Genomic DNA, 19,701 nt, shown 5'->3' on the forward strand with positions numbered 1-19,701 from the left:
GGCAACACCATTTGCTTTGTGAAATATCTGATCAAGCTAACTTACCAGAAATTTATTGTCGCCATAACAGTAGCCGTTCTAACAACAATCGAAAATGTTGAAAAACTGTTATAGCAGGTACTTGGGTGGTGTCAACCAAAACATCTGACTCCGACCCAGAGGAGAACCTGTTTCTGGTAGTTTTATCCCAATCATACCTGCTTTTTTCAAGACTAAGCTTCCTTTGACTTCCCCCGATATGAGAATTTCTGCCCAACTGGTCAAATCAGGTTCATGTCCAACCAGCGCCAGTTGGGTATTTTGGGAATAATTTCTTGGTTCTAACCAGTCTTTTAGCCAACTAGAAATTTGACCATCGTGAGCGAGGTGGCTAGATTCCTCTAACTGAAAGCTTAGTTTTTCTCCTATGAGGATATCAGCGGTTTGGCGGGCCCGCACGAAGGGACTGGTGAGAATTAAATCAAAGTTTAAACCTAATTTAACAAGTTTCTGGGCAACTTTCTCAGTTTTTTGCCTTCCTTCTTTGGTAAGGCTGCGCTCCTCATCTTTGATGCCTAATCCCTTGTCTTCGGCGATGCCATGACGAATTAAATATAGTTCCATACTTTTAGTTTTATTAGCGTAGCCCTTGCTTAGTTAGGATTTATGTCTGGTGTGAATTAACTTAATCCTAGTCTTAATCATTATTACCTATTCGTTGATCTGCCATCTGTCCGGCGCAACACGGTGTTAGATGTTCTAGTTACGGATATGGCAATAGGTTTAAACCTTGAATAAATCTGTAATCTCGTTGGTTTTTTGTGATAAACGGGTAATTCCACACTATTGCTGTAGCTGCAATAAGACTATCAGGAATGGCTAAATTATGACTGAGCCGATAAGAGCAATAAATCAACTGCTGTGTCAGATACAGCCTGGTCAATCTTAATGATGTAAAACTGTTTGAGGAAATTTTCTAGTGTTTGTAATTCTACTTTGTTACGACAACCAACCATTAGTTCCATTTGTGTGATTATGCTAATTGCCAAGTTAGAACTCGCTTTCAGATTTTGCAAACACTTTACTGCTTCCAGAACACCGCGACCTGCATCAATTAAAATATCAGTATCAAAGATGGTTGAGTTAGTCATGTGACTTTGACCACTCATTTGCTCGAATACCACGCACCCACGCAGTGCTATCAGCTAAATCTTGGCGATCGCTCCACATCCCAATAAAGCTATCATTTATCAAGTCAATATCTGGCGACTGAGAGGCAGATTCAACTACTGCATATCTTTGTCGCAAAAAAGCAATAAAGTCCATGAGTTGACGCTGTGCTTCAGGAGGAAGGGATAAAAACTCATTCAACAATTCTTGCTGTGTCATTCTTATGTCTCTCAAAAAGCAGAACTGATACAGATTTTAACGCTATGTCATCAGCTATTTACTCAGATAGCTTTGTCAAAAACTCATCTGGCAGCATTGCCGGAACTAAAGAAGCCACAAAATCAGGTGTGTTTCGCGTCACAATTATTTCTAAACCTGCCGTAAGCGCCGCAGCACTTGTTACCGCATCCTCAAAATCCACGATTGGGCTATTCAGAGCTTGCCGAATGACTTCATCTGTCACACTGGCCTATATCTAAAATGGTAGATTAGAGGGTTTTCAGAGAAATTGGTCTTAGGTTACGCTAACGCTACCCAAGTTACGACTGGACAAAACTATAAAGATTCAAAAATCTGCTTTACTTGGCTCACAGGAGTTTTGTTCGAGAAAGTATGTAAAATTTTTCCCCTTATGGAACGCTCACGCAATTCAATTTCACCAGTGGTGTGGTTATAAGAGAAAGCATAGGGAGTGTGATTAATTTTGACCCAGAGTACATTCTTGGTTTCACCGTCACGAACCATAACCTTTATAGGCTCATCGTCTTTTCTCCAGACAATTGCACCTGCAAGCGCCAGAGAAATTTCGTTTACACCTCCAGCGTGATGGTCAGCGCGTTCCATTACTCCATCGATATAGCTCTTTAAAGTCTGAATATCTGTTACTTCTAGTGGCATTCTTAACTCCTTTTTACCTGGAATTTTAACTAGTTTATATACGAAAATTTACCGTATATCTACTTGATCCAGTAATCAGGAAGCTTCACCTGCAAGTTTTAAGACAAATCGCTGTGTTTCATAATCTACACGAAAACCAAGAGAGTTTAACTGATCGAGCAAAGGGGAGAGTATATTCAGATGTCCTGCTTGTTTTGCTTTGAGCAAAATACCCAGAGTACCTGTGAATGCAATATTTAACTCCTTCGCATAAGCCCTAGCTAATCCATCGTCTAAAATGGCTAGAGCATCCGGCATATTTACAGCAAGGGAAATAACTTCACGTTCACCCATACCCAAATTGGGTAAAGTAGGAATCAGTTGCTCGGCAGAGACAGGAACAGTTTTTACCCATGTAAAAGTATTCAAGTTAGGTAGCGAAACACCAAGAGCAAGCCCCTGCGCTATCTCAGAAGCCACACCAGGCGGAATAATCACTTGACTATACAAATTAGATAACAAATCAAATAAGTTAAGCTGGTAGAGATATTGCAATGCTGAAGTATCAACAATCACATTAGGCACGCGCTAAATCCTCAATCAGTTCAGCCTCCGTGAGTTTGAAGGTGCTGATATCATATTTTGCTAGTTGTGAAAGGAATACAACTTTGGGAATACCCGCTAAATTAGCTGCTGCTCCTGAAGAGAGTTTGCCAAGTTCGTATAACTTCATAGCAGCAGCGAGAAGAACTTCACCTTGTAGCTGTTCTGGTTTTACATTGAGAGCTAATACAGTTTCTTCTGGAATAGTCAAAGTGAGTTGGTACATGATAATATATGCGCTGCTTTGTTTAGGATCATAATAACGCGCTCATATAACCAAACACTTTGACTCCAGCATGAGTTACGAGTTTGCCTTATCCTCTGCCTCTACTCCGACTGAATCGGATTATCTCTGGGATTAACTAACCTCAACAGTTTTTGCTTAATTTGAGCGTCGAATACTTCCCATTTCATTTTCGCATAAGCAGAATTTTCGTTGCTGCCAGATAAGAAGCCCATTGGAATTTCAAAGCCACCTGCGCTTGTTCTTCCACCGCCGAAAAAGCGCCCCGCACTATCTTGTCCAAAGGCTTCTTTGATGAATTCATCGGGGTCAAGGGTAAGTTTACTGGTTCTCAGGGAGCCGATGACTATTTCTAGTTCTTCGTCTTCATCGTGAACAATGCCGTAAACTACTGCTGTGTGGACGTTTTCTTCAGTGACAAGAAAATCAGCCGCTTGGGGGATGGCGTCACGGTCTTCGTAACGTAAGTAACCAACACCAGCAATGGAAAAGTTATTTTGGACGATGCGATTTTTTAGCGATCGCTCGATCACATCCATTACCCGCTTGGAACGGTTGGCCTGTAAAATGGCATTCAGCAGTTGGGCATCATAAAATCGGCTTAAATATGCCGCTGCCATAAAATCTTCTTCTTGGGCTTGCATGAGCCGATTTGTATCCGATCGCAAGCCATGCATCAAGGCAGTAGCGCATTTGACGTGTTGATTTATGCTGCTATCTAATGCCAATAACCCCGTTTGGAGGTATTGAGTAAAAATTGTTGCCGTCGCTCTTACATAAGGACGGATATCCTCAAACTCTGATTGCAGATCGCCTTGTATACTGTGATGGTCGATCAGTACCACTAGGGGAATTCCAGCCTGCTGCACCCCTGATAGTAGCTGCGAAGTCGTTCCCTGGTTATCAATTAATACAAAACCTTGATAAGATGACAAATCTTTAGTTTTTAAGGTTTGCGTTGTCCAGCGTTGGATAGGTAAATTAGTCAGCCTTACCAAGGCAATATTTTCTTGATGGCTCAATGCGCCAGCATAAATAATTTCACATTTGATATCATATTGCTGGGCAATTAACTGGTAAGCCCAGGCACAGGAAAGGGCATCAGGGTCAGGAAAATCTTGCAGAATTACCAGTTGGCGATCGTGTCTGTGTGCCAATAGGGTTCTTTGCAGTTCTTCTGACTTTTGTTGTGTCAGAGAATTACCACGGTGACTGAGATATATAGCCCCATCACCTACCGATGGCGGTAATGACGGGCTTTTAAATGCAACTTCCACTGGCGCTTTCTCGATTTCAGGTTCCTCTGGGTTTGGCTCTGTGGTCAATGACAAACTCTCAAACTGAGTAACGGGAGAATTAAAGTACATAGGGAACTTTTTTAAAGTGTGAGGCTCCTTTAATTCAGAAATACTACGAGCAGCAATTCACTGAATTTAGCCACCTTATTATGATCTTCGCAAAAATCTCAAGACATTGCACTATACATCTAAGTATATTTCTTGTCAGCAACAGCGCTCAACAATCAACTAACTTCCACTAAAGGGCATACAGCAAGGAAGTTTAGGATATCGGGCTGTATCTGGCAGCATAAATATGTTTTAGGAGTTTTGTTCTCTTTCGTAAATTCAATCAGGGAGATTTTTATCTAACTTAGGGTATACTTCCTATCTTATACTTTAGAATTAGTCCTTGATATTTGAAATATTCTTATGCTTAATATTCTCATTATTGTGACTATTGAGCAATTAACAATTATTTTTGATGAACAACGTCTGTTTCGTATCCCCTTTGAAAATTCTGACAATTTAGAGTAAAGTCCAATGGAAAAGGGCAAAATACAAGGGGAATAAAGAGCAAAGGGGAAACTCTATATACATACAACAAATTTAAAAGCTTGATAGTTGATGCAATCGCCTTCGTTGCCAGCCATATAGTCACCAATTTCTTAACACTCAATAACTAAAGTTATTGGCTATTTCCCAAAGAAAGAGGGTATTTCTTCTTTCTGCTTTGCTCCTCTGAGTTTTGGCTCAAAGACCTATAACATACTTTTGCCACTCTGTATGCAGTCCACTCTTAAGATGTTTGCTGACCTCGAAATAGAGACTGCTATAAGGTTGGCGCGGGGGATGACGCAAAGGCATGTGAGCTTCGTGGGGAGTCCGACTGCCTTTTTTGACATTGCAACGGACACAAGCGGTAACAATATTCTCCCAAGTATCGCCTCCGCCGCGCGATCGCGGTATTACATGGTCTAGTGTCAATTCATCCCCTGTGTAACCACAGTATTGACAGGCATGACCATCACGGTGCAATATATTTCGGCGAGTTAGAGGGATTTCTTTATAAGGAACGCGTACATAATGACGCAACCGGATCACGGTCGGCAACGGGAAATCGGTGTACAGAAATTTACCGTTGTGTTCCACGCGTTCTGCTTTGCCCTTGATTAAAAGAACTACAGCACGACGCCAACTCGTTATATTGAGAGGTTCGTAAGAGGCGTTTAAGACTAAAACCTTCCCCATTATTTGCGCTCAGGGTATGAGTTTTACAATATATTAACACAAATACACCCTGCTAGGGAGATGAGAAGAAATTATACTTTCGGGAGAATTTGGAAATTAAGTTATGAGTGAGAAGTTAGGAGTTATGAGTTAAGAGTTGGAAAGTCAAATTTATAACTTGATTAAAATGCTTACGTAGACTGACCTAATCGCGCAGCGTCTCGTAGAGAAGAACGGAGTGAAAACTTGAGCCGTAGATTTACTTCTAATTCATAACTCTTAACCTTTACTTTAGCGCCGCAACATCTTGTATCAATTCCAATCTGAAGGTTAAACTTCCTATTTAATCTGATCTCGCTTTTAGGAGCGTGTATAGATAGATAACTTGCAAGTTTAGCCGTGGCGGGATAGGAGTCAGTACAAATGTTAAGTCGCAAACAAATCCCTGGTGTAGTTCCTAATCAGCAGTGCGATACCTACGCGTGGTTTTCGCAACGAGCTTGGGTAGAAATTGATTTAGAGGCGTTGTCGTACAATGTAAAGCAATTGGTGCAGTTTTTATCGCCGCGTACCCAGTTAATGGCAGTAGTAAAAGCTGATGCCTATGGACATGGAGCGGTGACAGTCGCCCAAATTGCCATCCAATCGGGAGCTAATTGCTTGGGAGTGGCTACAGTTCCAGAAGCTATTCAATTGCGAGAAGGCGGGATTCAAGCGCCCATTTTGATTTTAGGAGCAACTCATACACTAGAGCAGATTCATGCGATCGCCCAATGGAAACTTCAGCCCACACTGTGTAGCCCTAAACAAGCTTTAGTATTTTCCGATGTTCTGGAATCGATGAATCATGGTTCTCCAGTGCCCGTACACATTAAATTAGACACGGGAATGTCTAGATTGGGAACTGATTGGCGGCAAGCTGGCGAATTTGTGCAATTAGTGCAGCGATTACCACATCTTGACATTGCCAGTATTTATTCTCATTTGGCGACAGCAGACGATCCTGATACCACGGCAATGGAAGAACAGCATAAACGATTTGAGGATGCGATCGCTCAAATCAAAGCAATGGGAATTGAACCGCCTTGCTTGCACTTGGCAAACTCAGCAGCCGCACTCACAAATCCGGCATTGCACTACGATATGGTGCGTGTAGGTTTAGCCGTTTACGGACTCTACCCAGCACCGCATTTACAAAATGCGATCGACCTTAAGTCCGTTTTGCAACTTAAGGCAAGAGTTACCCAAGTTAAAACAATTGCCGCAGGAACAGCTGTTAGCTACGGGCATAAATTTATTGCCCCACGTGAACTTCGCCTCGCCGTCGTGGGAATTGGCTACGCTGACGGTGTTCCTCGCAGTCTTTCCAACAAAATGCAGGCTTTAATTCGCGGTCAGCGGGTGTCGCAAATTGGGACAATTACAATGGATCAGTTGATGTTGGATGTGAGTGCCATACCCAATATCCAAGAAGGAGAAGTAGTCACCTTATTAGGAGAACAGGGAAAAGAACAAATTTCAGCGGACGACTGGGCAAAACAATTAAACACAATTTCTTGGGAAATTCTCTGTGGATTCAAGCATCGTCTGCCTCGTGTTGCAGTCATGTAATTGGGCATGCATGGGGCATAGAGAAGAGGCAGAGGGCTAGGCTTGCCGTGAGCGTAGCCGAACGGGAGCAGAGGGGAAAGATGTAATTTTTTATTCTTTCCATTCCCCCGGTAAGAATTTTTTCTTAATCTATCCCTGCACCCCCTTCTCTGCTGCTTCTTCCCCATTCCCTATTCCCAAACATAATTTCTTATGGTATGATAGTGAACTGATGCGGATGTGGCGAAATTGGCAGACGCGCTAGATTTAGGTTCTAGTTCCGAAAGGAGTGAAGGTTCAAGTCCTTTCATCCGCATTTTTAATTGACGAGAAGTGCATGAGTTAACTGGCTCATGCACTTCGTTTATGAATTAAATGAAGACTTTTTAGCTGATTAGTGGATTGTTGATATTTAACCCGCAGGTAATTATGTGGCGATCGCATCCTCATCTTACCTGAAATTGCCACTGGGCGATGCCTGCGGGGGGCTACGCCAATGCATCTTTTTGAAAATCAAGCGATCGCAAAATCAGTGTATTGTCTAACATCCTCTGGATGAAAAGCTAAAACAATTTTATCTTTGGGAATTCCTGCGGCTACGAGTTCATTGGCAATACCATATTCAGTCCCATCGCGCTGAATCCAAATTTTTCTATCAATAATTTCAATATGGATAATACAACCATGAACTCGCTCTTCTCCCTGCCATCCCAAAGTCATTACTATGTAATTAGTCGCTGTGCTATCAATGATTAGCTTTGTTTCTAATTGACGATTTGAATATGGTATTTTGATATATTCATTCAGAACATCTTCGATTATTTTTTGATATGTTTCTAAGGTATCCATTGCACAATTATCTCTTGCTTTGGGTCAAATACAAGTAAACGTAAGCGGTTCTTTTTTAATAAAATCTTGCCGATGGGTTCGGTAAACACTTCAGTGTAAGTTCGGTAGGGTATAGCAAGATATAAAATCCGGTCGCTTCCTTGTTCTTCTAAAATATCGTAATAAAGAATAAACTGTCCTAATGCATTTTCTAAATCTCTAACGGGAGATTGGCTGATAAAACTCTTGATTTAAAATGCTATTTTTTGCTGACCTTTTTGTGCGGCTATCAGTTTTTCTGCACCCAAGTCTATATATAAATCTTTTGTCCCACATTTTAATTTAAATGGGTCATCAGTAATTAGCCAACTATCTTTTTCTAGGGCTGTTATCACAACATTATGATAAACATCTTTGGCTGGCATGGGTATTTGCAGAAAGTATATTTGTGGAGTTATTTTGTATGGTATTTTAGCATAAAATGCTTTTAAGTGTATCTTGGCAGACAAAGAATGCAGTAAGAGTAATCAGGAAAAAACAGGCGATGCCTGCGGCGGGCTACGCCAACGCATTGATCAACAATTAAGGAATAATCTGAAAAGCTTCAGTAGCTAGTTTTTTTTGTAATGTTAGGTGTAGAGTAATCGGTGTCGGAAAAGTATGGCCTGTGATAAGACTCTAAATTTTTCCAGAGTCTATGTATGGGGCTGATATTGAATTTTTTTCCTACTCAAAGTGTAATATAATACCTCACGCCTTTAGCCATGAACGAACAACGCCAGCAAGAGTATTTCAACCTGATTCAAAGCCTGTTAAATTGCCGTAGTCACGATGAAATCCTAAAGACTTTGGAAGCAAGCCAAGAATTAGTGGATTTTGGCTTCTTGCAAATGCTAGAGGCGAAGAGGGCGATGTTTTCACAGCAGGGAGATGAGAATAAAGCGAATTGGTGCCAACGTTTTGGAATGCAACTAAGGGAAACGTTGAATCTAGATACTACATTAAATTTGGAATCTCTCAGCAAGGAGAAGATACAGGCATATTTACAATTCTTGATTGAAGTGCTACAAGCAACCAAAGAAAGTAACGGTGACAGGCAGGTAGTTTACCCATTGCTGGCAAATAATACAGACAAACTTGACGGAGTACTGGCAGAAATATTGCACCGTTGGGGGACAAATGAACTGGGGAAAGCGGCAGCAGATAAGGCGGAATACCTAGCAGCAGTTATTGGCATTTTCAGCAGTCTAATTGAGCAATTTCCCTTGGGTAACAAAATCAGCAATATGGAAATTGCCATCAGTGGCTATGAAGTTGCACTAACTGTCTACACCCAGCAAGCATTTCCCGAAGCTTGGGCGGCAACGCAAAATAATCTCGCCACTGTTTATAGTAAAAGAATCAAAGGGGATCGAGCAGAGAATTTAGAGCGGGCAATCTCTTGTTACCAAAAAGCTCTGGAAGTTTATAGTTTGGAAGAATTTTCCCAAAATTGGGCGACAACGCAAAATAATCTCGCTATGGCTTACAGTAACAGAATCCGAGGGGATATAGCAGAGAATTTAGAGTGGGCAATCTCTTGTTACCAAAATGCGCTGAAAGTTTATACTTTTAAATCATTTCCCCAAGATTGGGCAGGTACGCAACATAATCTTGCTATGGCTTACAGTAACAGAATCAGAGGGAATATAGCAGAGAATTTAGAGTGGGCAATCTCTTGTTACCAAAATACGCTGAAAGTTTATACTTTTAAATCATTTCCCCAAGATTGGGCAGGTACGCAACATAATCTTGCTATTGCTTATGGTAAAAGAATCGAAGGTGAGCGGGCAGAGAATTTAGAGCGGGCAATCGCTTGTTTCCAAGATGCGCTGAAAGTCAGGACTTTGGAAGCATCTCCCCAAGATTGGGCGAAAACGCAACATAATCTTGCTATTGCTTACCGTAAAAGAATCGAAGGTGAGCGAACAGAGAATTTAGAGCAGGCAATCTCTTGTTTTCAAGATGCGCTGAAAGTTTATACTTTGGAAGCATTTCCCCAAGATTGGGCAGGTGTGCAGCGTAGTCTCGCTATTGCCTACCGTGAAAGAATCAAAGGGGATATAGCTGAGAATTTAGAGTGGGCGATCGCTTGTTTCAAAGATGCGCTGAAAGTTTATACTTTGGAAACATTTCCCCAAGATTGGGCAGGTACGCAAAATAGTCTCGCTATTGCCTACCGTGAAAGAATCAAAGGGGATATAGCTGAGAATTTAGAGCAGGCGATAGCTTGTTTCAAAGATGCGCTGAAAGTTTATACTTTTAAATCATTTCCCCAAGATTGGGCGATAACGCAAAATAATCTCGCTATCACTTACCGTGAAAGAATCGAAGGGGATATAGCTGAGAATTTAGAGATGGCGATCGCTTGTTCCCGAAAAGCTCTGAAAGTTTATACTTTTGACGCTTTTCGGGAACAAGCGATAATGATGCAAAATAATCTTGCTACTACTTACCTTTACAGAATCAAAAGGAAGCGGGCAAAGAATTTACAACTGGCGATCGCTTATTTGGAAAAAGCTCTGAAAGTTTATACTTTGGAAGCATTTCCCCAAGATTGGGCAGGTACACAAAATAATCTTGCTATAGCTTACACAGCAAGTGCTTACAGTGCAAGAATCAGAGGAGAGCAGGCAGAGAATTTTAAACTAGCGAAACTAGCGATCGCTTCCTTTGAGTCCGCTTTGACTGTCTACACCCGCGAAGCCTTTCCCAAAAATCATGCAGGAGCTTTATACAATATAGGGATAGTTTACAAAGAAGAACAACAGTTTGAATCAGCCTACAATACTTTTGCATCTGCTATTGCCACAGTAGAATCTTTGCGAGAAGAAATAGTTTCTGGGGAGGAAAGCAAACGCAAACAAGCAGAACAATGGAACAAACTTTATGGCCAGATGGTAGAAGTTTGCCTAGAATTAGGTAAGAAAACGGAAGCGATTGAATATGTTGAACGTAGCAAAACCCGCAATTTAGTTGAACAGATCCTCAGCCGTGACATGAAAATTATCTTTCCCGCAGATGTTGTCACTCAACTAGAAACATATAGGGATGAAATAGCTGAAAGACAATATCAAATCCAAAATGGCAAAGCTGAAGATCCAAAAGTCGTAGCACAACATCTCCGAGAATTGCGGCAGAAACGTAATAATTTACAAAACAAGCACTTACGCGTTGGTTATGATTTCCAATTTGACCCCTTCCAGGCTACTTTGAATGAGCGTACAACCATTATCGAGTGGTATATTCTCAATGATAAAATTCTGGCGTTTATTGTTACAGCTACAGGAGAGGTAACAGTTTGGGAATCCCAACCACAAGAGCGAAAAACTTTAGGAAATTGGTTAAATCAATATTTGCAGAACTACAAAGAGCAAAAAGAGCAGTGGAAGAATAGCTTAGGGGAAGAACTCAAAACATTAGCTTCGATTCTGCACATTAATGAAATATTAGCCGAGATACCAAAACCCTGGGATAAACTCATCCTAATTCCCCATCAGTTCCTGCACTTGTTACCCCTTCATGCACTCCCAGTCAGCCAAAATCCTGAAAATTCGCCTTGTCTTCTAGATTTATTCCCTGGTGCTGTGGGTTATGCACCCAGTTGTCAATTATTGCAACAAATGCAACAGCGCGATCGACCTAATTTTCAATCCCTGTTTGCGATTCAAAACCCCACAAAAGACCTCTCTTTCGCCGACTTGGAAGTAGAAAGTATATTATCTTACTTTCTCTACCATCAAGTATTAGCCAAAGAACAAGCCACAAAAGCTGCTTTATCTGAAGTAGCATCACAATTAAAAGAAGTGAATTATCTCCACTTTTCTTGTCACGGTTTTTTCAACTTAAGTTCTCCACAAAATTCATGTTTAGTGCTAGCAGATTCTTATGTTTCTTCAGTCCTTGCTGAAACTAACCTCGAAAGATATGTAAAAGTTTCCAAAGACAAAGCTGTAGATTTAAGTAAATGTTTGACATTGGGTAACTTGTTTGAGGAAAATTTAAACTTTAGTCAATCTCGTCTCGTGGTTCTCTCCGCTTGCGAAACTGGATTGATTGACTTCACCAATACCAGCGATGAATACATTGGCTTACCTAGTGGGTTTCTCTATGCAGGTAGTAGCAGTGTTGTAAGTAGTCTATGGACAGTAAACGAATTATCAACATCATTTTTGTTGATTAAGTTCATTCAAATTTTGCAGGATGCTACAGATATGTCAGTACCACTTGCTATGAATCAAGCGCAGCAGTGGTTGCGAGATGCTACAAAGGAAGAGTTACAGGAATGGGTAAAGAAATTGACTTTAGATAGCGATAATAAAGGAAAGATACGTCGTCAAATTAATTATAAGATGACTGGAGAGAAACCATTCAACTCTCCTTATCATTGGGCTGCATTTACTGCTGTTGGCAAATAGGAGAATAGTCATGTCTAATACTGTTAACATTTTTGTCCATCTTTTGAGAACTAATTCCTCATTGTTTTCCCAAGAGGATAGGGATGAATTAGTTAAATTGATTGATAAACAACCTGATGAAAATCAATCTCTTTTGAATGCAATTTCCGATTGGCTGTCAGAACATCCTAAAATAGAAGAAGCTTTAGCAAAATTTGAGGAAATAGGAGAAAAAGCGCCAGGGGATAAGCAAACAAATACAAGTATTTCCAAAGACAAATTTGATAAAAATAGTCTAATTAATGAGATTCAACCAAGTTCGTCATCTGCTAAGGAGGTAGAAAAAAGAACTCGTAATAATTGATGCTTTAGATCCCCGACTTCTTAAATAAGTCGGTAATCTGAACACCACGATATTTAACATCAATCTAAAATGGATTATTTTTCAACAGGAAAGGTAGCTTATCCCAAACTAACTCTCTATGCCTTTCATCTGAAGCATAGCTTGGCAGAAAAACCCAAACAGCCTGTAAAAAATGCCAGCGATTTATGGCTAAAATGCCAGCAGCTTGGTAAACAACTTAGTATTCCTAAACTAGAAACTTTACCTGAACTAATTGAAAAAGCAAATAATAAAAAAACTAGCATCACTGGAGAAATCCTAGAACGTATTTTAACTTTCACTGCCATCCAACATCAACAAAATCTACACTTAAGCGGTGAAGTTAATCCGCTAGAAAACCGCGATACCTATGCCCTTGATTTAACCTTACGTTATCGCCATCCAGAAGTAAAAATTGCTGATTTAAGAGGGCTAAATCCAGATGGTTTATTGCTTTCTAAAAATATCAATGCTTCTCTAGGACAAACCCTAGTATTTTTTGCCCACCCTGTAGAAAAAATAGATGATGAACAAGCATTCGCTTATGCTTGTGTTCAAGCTTTGCTATCAGAAAAGAAAGTTCAAGAACTCAATATTTATTGTCAGCATCAAGGGCAATTATTAGGTAGTCCTATATTTGAATATAACAATGATGCTGACTCTCCTAAAGAACAGTGTCATTTATTAATTTGGTTAAATACCCACGACATAACTACAGAATTAGAAAACAAGGGAGAATATTATTATCTTTTAATTGACCTTCTCCTTTGCCGCAGTAAAATTATTTATGCTCGTTCAGAAGCTATATGGTGTCATGAAAAAGCCAGATCAACCTATTCTGAATTAGAAAAATATAAGCAAGAGTTTAAAGAACAAAAAAATAACTCCTTTGATAAATTCAATCAATGGCTGAATGAAATACCAGAAATTTCTTTTAATTATGTTGATTATTTAAGAGATTTAGAACTTCACAGAACTACGATTAAAACTAATAGCAAAAACTATCATTTATATCTTGACAAGCTAAATAAAATATGCTCAAATTCAGATAATTTAGAATTCTTGTCCGACTTCCTAGAACTGGCTGAAGATACCTTTGTTGAACAAATCAACACCAACTTAGCTTATCTTAACCCCGGTCAAAACCTCTTTGACCAAATGATTGCCACAATTCGCGGCATAGTAGAGGTGGAACAAGCCAAGCGCGATCGCTCTTTAGAAAATACCATCCAAGTAGTAGGTATAGCCTTTGGTGGCGGTGCAATAGTTTCCGGTGTCGTCACCCAATACATAGATAAACCCTTCGCACCGACTAATTTCAAGTACCCAATTTCTCCCCTAGTGTTATCCTTGCTGTGGAGTTTTCTAGCTGTCGCCTTTTTTGGTTTAGTGGCGCGTTTGTGGATTCAACTCAGACGGAACGGAACAAAAGGAAAGTAAGTGGGGTTAGAACAAGTTATCTTAACTCACATAACATCCACAGTAGGAATAATCTTACTGTGCGATGTCTACGACGGGCTACGCCTACGCGCATTTTGGACAACCAGAAAAATTCACATGGAGACTCGGTTAATTTCACGTCTTTTTCTGGTATAATTACAAGCCCTTCTGAATTCTGTTTCATTTTTGTCAAAAAATCAGTATTATCCCCGTAGTCACAATGGGGTTATTTAATGAAGAGTGTCTTCATATAGTTCTTACTTGTTTAAAAAATATATTTTACTTAAGTGTAAATACAGAAGTTCAAAGATATTACCATCAATAAAATCAGTATTATTCCTGTGGTCAGATTGGGGTTACTCAATGGAAAGTGGCTTCATCTAGTCTTGACATTTTTATGTCTTATTTCTCGAAAGATGTTGATAAATTTCAGTAACACTAAGTAGATTAATCACAATTTACGAATTTACTAAGATTTGCTCATCTGAAAATAACGCTACTCTCGTTGAGTTTCACCACAAACCTAGATGTAAACAGATGTACTTTAAAATACAAAAGTTTAATGCTTTTTACTTGATTTTAATTGTGGAATAACTTTACACGAATTTAGCTTACACGTATCGAATTTTAGCTGAAGTAAAAGCAAAATGAGCACAACTCCTATAGGTAGCTACAGGTTGTTCCAGAAACTACATCCGCTATCTCTGTTGGCACAATTAACAAGTCGGCGTGCTACGGGTTGCTTAAGCGTATTTACCGGGATAGTTTCTTGGTCAATCTATCTAGAGGACGGTAAACTTACTTATGCCTCCTATTCAGATAAACTATTTGAGCGCCTTGACAGTCACTTACGGCGCTTGAGTCAGCAAATTCCTGCTCTCAACAGTGCCACTCGCGTACAGATGCGGCTGATGTTTGAGACGAAGAATGAACATCAATCAATACCAAATGCGGATTACCAAGCTATTTGTTGGTTAGTCAATCAGGACTATATTACCTCTGTGCAAGCAGGAAGCCTGATAGACGAATTGGCAAAAGAAGTAATGGAATCATTTCTGTGTTTAAAAGAAGGTAGTTATGAATTCAGTCCAGAAAGCTCTTTGGACGGACAACCAAAGTTCTGTCACCTGGATTTACGGTTGCTTGTTGAACACTGTCAAAAGCAATTACGAAATCGGCAAAATATTCAGTCATCAATTCCGGCTGGTGCGAATTCCCAAGTTTTTTCTACAACACAATCGTCTCAAGTTCAGCCACAACTGCAAATAAAGCTTGGGCAAAAACTGCCAATACCAATCAATTTTGATATTCCTGAGAATAATAAAACTACTCAGCCACCTGTTGGCAAAAAACTATATACAATTGCCTGCATTGATGATAGCCAAACAGTTTTGAATTCCATTAAGCACTTTTTGGATGAAAACACATTTTCAGTTGTAACGATCAACGATCCAGTAAAAGCTTTAATGCAAATTCTACGGAGTAAGCCCGATCTGATTTTGCTAGATGTTGAAATGCCAAGTTTAGATGGCTATGAGCTATGTTCTTTATTACGTAAACACTCAGCTTTTAAAAATACACCGATCGTTATGGTGACTGGTAGAACAGGATTTATCGACAGAGCAAAGGCTAAAATGGTCAGATCGTCAGGATATTTGACCAAGCCTTTTACACAATCAGAATTGCTAAAAATGGTTTTTAAGCATCTTGGTTGATTGGAATAAGGCAAATAAAAATAATAAAATATGTTTAATTTATTTTTTTAGGAGATTTGATAGTGAGCCTGACTTTGCTTGGCACAATTTTGATTGTAGAAGATTCTCCCAGTGAATTGGAATTAATGAGCCATTATCTCAAAGAGAGTGGTTACAACGTAATTAAAGCAAGTGGTGCAAAAGAGGGTTTAGAAAAAGCTGTGTTAGAAAAACCAGATGCGATCGTTACTGATGTAGTAATGCCAGAAATGAGCGGATTTGAATTGTGTCGTTCTTTGAGAAGAAATCCGATTACTGCAAAGGTGCCGATTGTGGTTTGTAGTTCTAAAAATCAAGAAATTGACCGTTTGTGGGCAATGAGACAAGGTGCAGATGCCTATATAACTAAACCTTACACCCGCGAACATCTCCTACGTACTATTAAATCAGTGGTAATTTGAATCAATGACTAGTACAAACATTACTCTTTCTTCAAAACCAATCCCGAATAATTTAGCAGATAGTTATCTGAAGTTTCAGCTAAATCAACAAACTACTGCTGTTTTATCAATGAAGCATACGCAAGAAGCAATTCTTGTGCCTGTTGAATCTATTACGTCAATACCGAATATGCCATCCTGCATATTAGGATTAATGAATTGGCGGAGTCGAATAATTTGGGTAATTGATTTACCAAGAATGCTCAATTTAGAATCCCTAGATTATCGACTGCGACAATACAATGTGATCGTTATCCAAGTGGAATCATTGGTGTTGGGATTAGTTGTACAAGAAATAAAAGGTACAACCAAGTTCTTAGTTGATGATATTCATTCTCCTATAGGACAAGTGACATCCAGCTTAGTTCCTTATTTATGTGGGTGCGTTGTGCAACAGGAAGAAATATTACTGGTATTAGATGCACAGGCGATTGTGCAATCTTCTATTCTCCGCAGTGATTAGGGTTTACTACTAAAAACAGCTTTTTAGTGTTCTTATTCACATACTTAGGAGAACTACTTTTATGTTTAATAAAACCAACACAAATCAAGGTAATAGCGCTCAAAATCGAGCATCACTGATTTCATCTCAAAAAGCTATGGGAACTGTAGTAAAGCTACCAACTAAGCTGACTACTGAAAGTGCTAATAGTTCTTCTTGGAATCAGGGGATTGCCTATTTTACAAGGCTGGGATTAGTTAAGAAAGCGACTATTTTAGCGATCGCAATCGGTACAATACCAGTTTTGGGCATCGGTGCGATCGCTTTTGGTTTTGCCAACAAATCTATTACTAAGCAAATTACCCAATCTCAACAAGCCGAAGCCACTGGCTTAAGTGATAAAGTTAACCGCTTTATGCTGGGACGCTACGGAGATATTCAGGTAATATCAAACTTGCTATTTTTGACAAATTCTCAAGCTAGTATTAGTACTCAGGAAAAGCAAGCAGTTTTAGATCGGGTTGTTGAAGCCTACAAAGCTTATGACAGCATTGCTGTTTTCGATCGCCAAGGTAACTTGATTGTGCAGTCTACAGGCGAACCCCTGGAAAATCAAAAAGACCGTACCTATTTTCAAGACGCTTTACAAAAAGAGACTCCTGTCATCAGCAAACCGGAAGCAGCAAAAAATACTGGTGTCGTGAGTATTTATCTAGCTGCACCTGTGAAAGAGACAAGAACGGGTCAAACCATTGGCGTGGTACAAGCACGTATGCCCGTAAAATCTTTAGAAGAAGTAATCAAAAATTACGTAGCCAACGGACAACAATACTATTTGCTTGATGCTTCAGGAACGGTTTTCTTGAGTCCTCAAAAGGAATTACTGGGGAAAGAGGCCAAGGGAGAGTATTCTAATTTACCTAAACTGCTAGCAGCTAGAAAGGTAGATAGTTTTATAGAAGTTCCCAAAACTGACAAAAAACAAGAACTAGTTAGCTATGTACCAGCTAGTACGATAGATGGTTTACCTGATTTAAACTGGCAGGTACTTTTAGCTACAGACACGGCAACTGTATTTGAGCCGCAAAGACAATTGTTGTGGATTATAGCCATCGGTACAGCAGTGACAGCATTGATTGTGGGTGCGATCGCATCTTGGTTAGCTAAACTGACTACACTGCCAATTCTCAATGCAACTGCGGCATTAGCAAAGTTAAGTCAAGGTAAATTTAATACCCGTCTGGAAATTGAAAGAGAAGACGAATTAGGGGTATTGAGTGCAAATATCAACCTGATGGCTGAACAATTGCAGGTCTTAGTTAAAGAACAGCAACAGGAAGTAGACGTTGAAGGGGCAAAATTACTAGCAGATATTACCCTACGGATTCGGAAAATTCTCAAAACTGAAGATATCTATCACGCCGCAGTTAAAGAAGTTCAGCGAATCCTCAAAACAGACCGGGTAATCATTTATAGTCTGAATCCAGGTACTTCGGCTGGCGTTGTCGTTGCGGAATCGGTAACTGGTAATTGGCCGGAAATGCTAGGAGTGCAAATTGATGACCCCTATTTTCGGGAACATTATCTAGAAACTGATCGTGATGGAGAGGTGCAAGCGGTTGCAAATATTCATCAAGACCAAAGCTTGAAAAATGCCGACGGTTACATCCAACTGTTGGAAAAATTTGCTGTCAAAGGTCATTTAATTGTACCGATTCTTGCCCAAGAAAAACTTTTAGGCTTATTAATTGCTCATCATTGCGAAACTCCTCGTGTTTGGCAACAGCCGGAAATTGACTTGTTTCAACAGATAGCAACTCAAGTCGGCTATGCCTTAGAACAAGCCAAGTTATTAGAAGAGATAGAAAAAGTCAGAAATGTAACTGTAAGTGGGTCAGACGAAACACTGCAACAACAACTTTTACAACTACTCAATGACGTAGAAGGTGCAGCTAGAGGTGACTTGACAGTGCGTGCAGATGTAACGGCTGGGGAAATCGGTACTGTTGCCGACTTCTTCAACTCCATTGTGGAAAGCCTCCGGGATATTGTTACCCAAGTTAAACAAGCTGCCATCCATGTAAATAGTGCCATTGGCTCTAACGAAGGAGCCATCCGCCACCTAGCAGAAGAAGCACTTACCCAAGCTGCCGAAATCAACCGCACCCTTGATGCTGTTGACCAAATGACCCAATCCATGAAAGCTGTAGCCGAAAGTGCCGAAAAAGCTGCCTTCATTGCTAACCATGCTGCTCACACTGCTACTAAGAGTGGACACGCGATGGATTTAACAGTACAAAACATCCTCTCTTTACGGGAAACCGTGGGTGAAACTGCTAAGAAAGTGAAACGTTTGGGAGAGTCTTCGCAACAAATTTCTCGCGTGGTTTCCTTGATTAACCAAATTGCGATTCAAACTAACCTGCTTGCCATTAACGCCGGCATCGAAGCAGCGCGTGCGGGTGAAGAAGGTCAAGGTTTTGCCGTAGTGGCTGAAGAAGTCGGCGAACTAGCAGTCAGGAGTGCCGCAGCAACCCAAGAAATTGAACAAATTGTTGAGAATATCCAACGAGAAACCAGTGAAGTAGTGCAAGCAATGGAAATAGGCACTACCCAAGTGGTAGAAGGTACTCGAATTGTGGAGGAAGCTAAACAAAGTCTGAGTGAAATTTTGGATGTATCTTCTCAAATTGACTTCTTAGTGCAGTCGATTTCCACTGCAACTGCATCTCAGGTTGAAACATCACAAAGTGTTAGCCAATTGATGAAAGATATCGCTGCTATATCACAACGTACTAGCGATTCTTCTCGCCAAGTTTCTGAATCTCTGCAACAAACTGTGGATATTTCCCAGCAGTTGCAAGAAACTGTCGAGGCTTTCAAAGTTAGTTAAGTTTGTCATTTGTCATTTGTCCTTTGTCCTTTGCTAGTGATGAATGACGAATGACCATGCAAATTTTAGATTTTAGATTTTGGATTGAAATAAAAATCTAAAATCCGCAATCTAAAA

The 19,701-nt window shown here is 40.0% G+C and carries 18 protein-coding genes, 1 tRNA gene and 1 pseudogene; 9 read left to right on the forward strand and 11 right to left on the reverse strand.

Annotation, left to right across the window (positions count from 1 at the left end):
* Window positions 1-108: 108 nt before the first annotated feature.
* The 9 genes from sixA to CDG76_RS10995 all read right to left on the reverse strand — a co-directional run bounded on the left by sixA (window position 109) and on the right by CDG76_RS10995 (window position 5,400).
* Complete coding sequence (sixA, locus tag CDG76_RS10955) at window positions 109-603, reverse strand: phosphohistidine phosphatase SixA (RefSeq protein WP_094349052.1); 495 nt, start codon at window positions 601-603, stop codon at window positions 109-111.
* Window positions 604-863: 260 nt separating this feature from the next.
* Complete coding sequence (locus CDG76_RS10960) at window positions 864-1,148, reverse strand: hypothetical protein (RefSeq protein WP_223265209.1); 285 nt, start codon at window positions 1,146-1,148, stop codon at window positions 864-866.
* Window positions 1,123-1,368 (reverse strand): hypothetical protein, encoded by a 246-nt coding sequence (locus CDG76_RS10965; RefSeq protein WP_094349053.1) that lies wholly within the window; start codon window positions 1,366-1,368, stop codon window positions 1,123-1,125. The genes CDG76_RS10960 and CDG76_RS10965 overlap by 26 nt, the downstream gene beginning before the upstream one ends.
* Window positions 1,369-1,426: 58 nt before the next feature.
* Window positions 1,427-1,612, reverse strand: coding sequence for a PIN domain-containing protein (locus tag CDG76_RS10970; RefSeq protein WP_094349054.1), 186 nt, complete (start codon window positions 1,610-1,612; stop codon window positions 1,427-1,429).
* 92 nt (window positions 1,613-1,704) lie between these two features.
* Window positions 1,705-2,046 (reverse strand): hypothetical protein, encoded by a 342-nt coding sequence (locus CDG76_RS10975; RefSeq protein WP_094349055.1) that lies wholly within the window; start codon window positions 2,044-2,046, stop codon window positions 1,705-1,707.
* 75 nt (window positions 2,047-2,121) lie between these two features.
* Window positions 2,122-2,610 (reverse strand): DUF3368 domain-containing protein, encoded by a 489-nt coding sequence (locus tag CDG76_RS10980; RefSeq protein WP_094349056.1) that lies wholly within the window; start codon window positions 2,608-2,610, stop codon window positions 2,122-2,124.
* Window positions 2,603-2,854, reverse strand: a complete 252-nt coding sequence (locus CDG76_RS10985; RefSeq protein ID WP_094349057.1) for a UPF0175 family protein — start codon at window positions 2,852-2,854, stop codon at window positions 2,603-2,605. The genes CDG76_RS10980 and CDG76_RS10985 overlap by 8 nt, the downstream gene beginning before the upstream one ends.
* A 101-nt stretch (window positions 2,855-2,955) precedes the next feature.
* Window positions 2,956-4,239 (reverse strand): DHH family phosphoesterase, encoded by a 1,284-nt coding sequence (locus tag CDG76_RS10990; protein ID WP_094349058.1) that lies wholly within the window; start codon window positions 4,237-4,239, stop codon window positions 2,956-2,958.
* Window positions 4,240-4,902: 663 nt separating this feature from the next.
* Window positions 4,903-5,400, reverse strand: coding sequence for an HNH endonuclease (locus CDG76_RS10995; protein WP_094349059.1), 498 nt, complete (start codon window positions 5,398-5,400; stop codon window positions 4,903-4,905).
* 402 nt (window positions 5,401-5,802) lie between these two features.
* Between CDG76_RS10995 and alr the strand changes: the two genes are divergently transcribed.
* On the forward strand, window positions 5,803-6,990 hold the full coding sequence (alr, locus tag CDG76_RS11000; RefSeq protein WP_094349060.1) for an alanine racemase: 1,188 nt from the start codon (window positions 5,803-5,805) through the stop codon (window positions 6,988-6,990).
* A gap of 213 nt (window positions 6,991-7,203) precedes the next feature.
* Window positions 7,204-7,285 (forward strand) — tRNA-Leu (locus tag CDG76_RS11005).
* 197 nt (window positions 7,286-7,482) lie between these two features.
* On the opposite strand, the gene CDG76_RS11010 is transcribed toward CDG76_RS11005, so the two are convergent.
* On the reverse strand, window positions 7,483-7,818 hold the full coding sequence (locus CDG76_RS11010; protein ID WP_094349061.1) for a XisI protein: 336 nt from the start codon (window positions 7,816-7,818) through the stop codon (window positions 7,483-7,485).
* Window positions 7,806-8,222: pseudogene (locus CDG76_RS11015) on the reverse strand (element excision factor XisH family protein). The gene CDG76_RS11010 and the pseudogene CDG76_RS11015 overlap by 13 nt, the downstream one beginning before the upstream one ends.
* A gap of 339 nt (window positions 8,223-8,561) precedes the next feature.
* On the opposite strand from CDG76_RS11015, the gene CDG76_RS11020 reads away from it, so the two are divergent.
* The 7 genes from CDG76_RS11020 (at window position 8,562) to CDG76_RS11050 (ending at window position 19,584) form a co-directional block, all read left to right on the forward strand.
* Window positions 8,562-12,254 (forward strand): CHAT domain-containing protein, encoded by a 3,693-nt coding sequence (locus tag CDG76_RS11020; protein ID WP_094349062.1) that lies wholly within the window; start codon window positions 8,562-8,564, stop codon window positions 12,252-12,254.
* 10 nt (window positions 12,255-12,264) lie between these two features.
* Complete coding sequence (locus CDG76_RS11025) at window positions 12,265-12,597, forward strand: hypothetical protein (RefSeq protein ID WP_094349063.1); 333 nt, start codon at window positions 12,265-12,267, stop codon at window positions 12,595-12,597.
* A gap of 69 nt (window positions 12,598-12,666) precedes the next feature.
* Window positions 12,667-14,055: a hypothetical protein gene (locus CDG76_RS11030; protein ID WP_094349064.1), complete on the forward strand. Its 1,389-nt coding sequence runs from the start codon at window positions 12,667-12,669 to the stop codon at window positions 14,053-14,055.
* Window positions 14,056-14,702: 647 nt separating this feature from the next.
* Window positions 14,703-15,770 (forward strand): response regulator, encoded by a 1,068-nt coding sequence (locus tag CDG76_RS11035; RefSeq protein WP_094349065.1) that lies wholly within the window; start codon window positions 14,703-14,705, stop codon window positions 15,768-15,770.
* A 62-nt stretch (window positions 15,771-15,832) separates the two neighbouring features.
* Window positions 15,833-16,210 carry a response regulator transcription factor gene (locus CDG76_RS11040; protein ID WP_069071198.1) on the forward strand — a complete coding sequence of 126 codons (378 nt, stop codon included), beginning with the start codon at window positions 15,833-15,835 and terminating at the stop codon, window positions 16,208-16,210.
* Between the two features lie 4 nt (window positions 16,211-16,214).
* Complete coding sequence (locus tag CDG76_RS11045) at window positions 16,215-16,712, forward strand: chemotaxis protein CheW (protein ID WP_094349066.1); 498 nt, start codon at window positions 16,215-16,217, stop codon at window positions 16,710-16,712.
* Window positions 16,713-16,773: 61 nt separating this feature from the next.
* Complete coding sequence (locus tag CDG76_RS11050; protein ID WP_094349067.1) at window positions 16,774-19,584, forward strand: methyl-accepting chemotaxis protein; 2,811 nt, start codon at window positions 16,774-16,776, stop codon at window positions 19,582-19,584.
* Window positions 19,585-19,701: the final 117 nt, after the last annotated feature.

The sequence above is a fragment of the Nostoc sp. 'Peltigera membranacea cyanobiont' 210A genome, from assembly GCF_002246015.1.
Taxonomy (GTDB): domain Bacteria; phylum Cyanobacteriota; class Cyanobacteriia; order Cyanobacteriales; family Nostocaceae; genus Nostoc.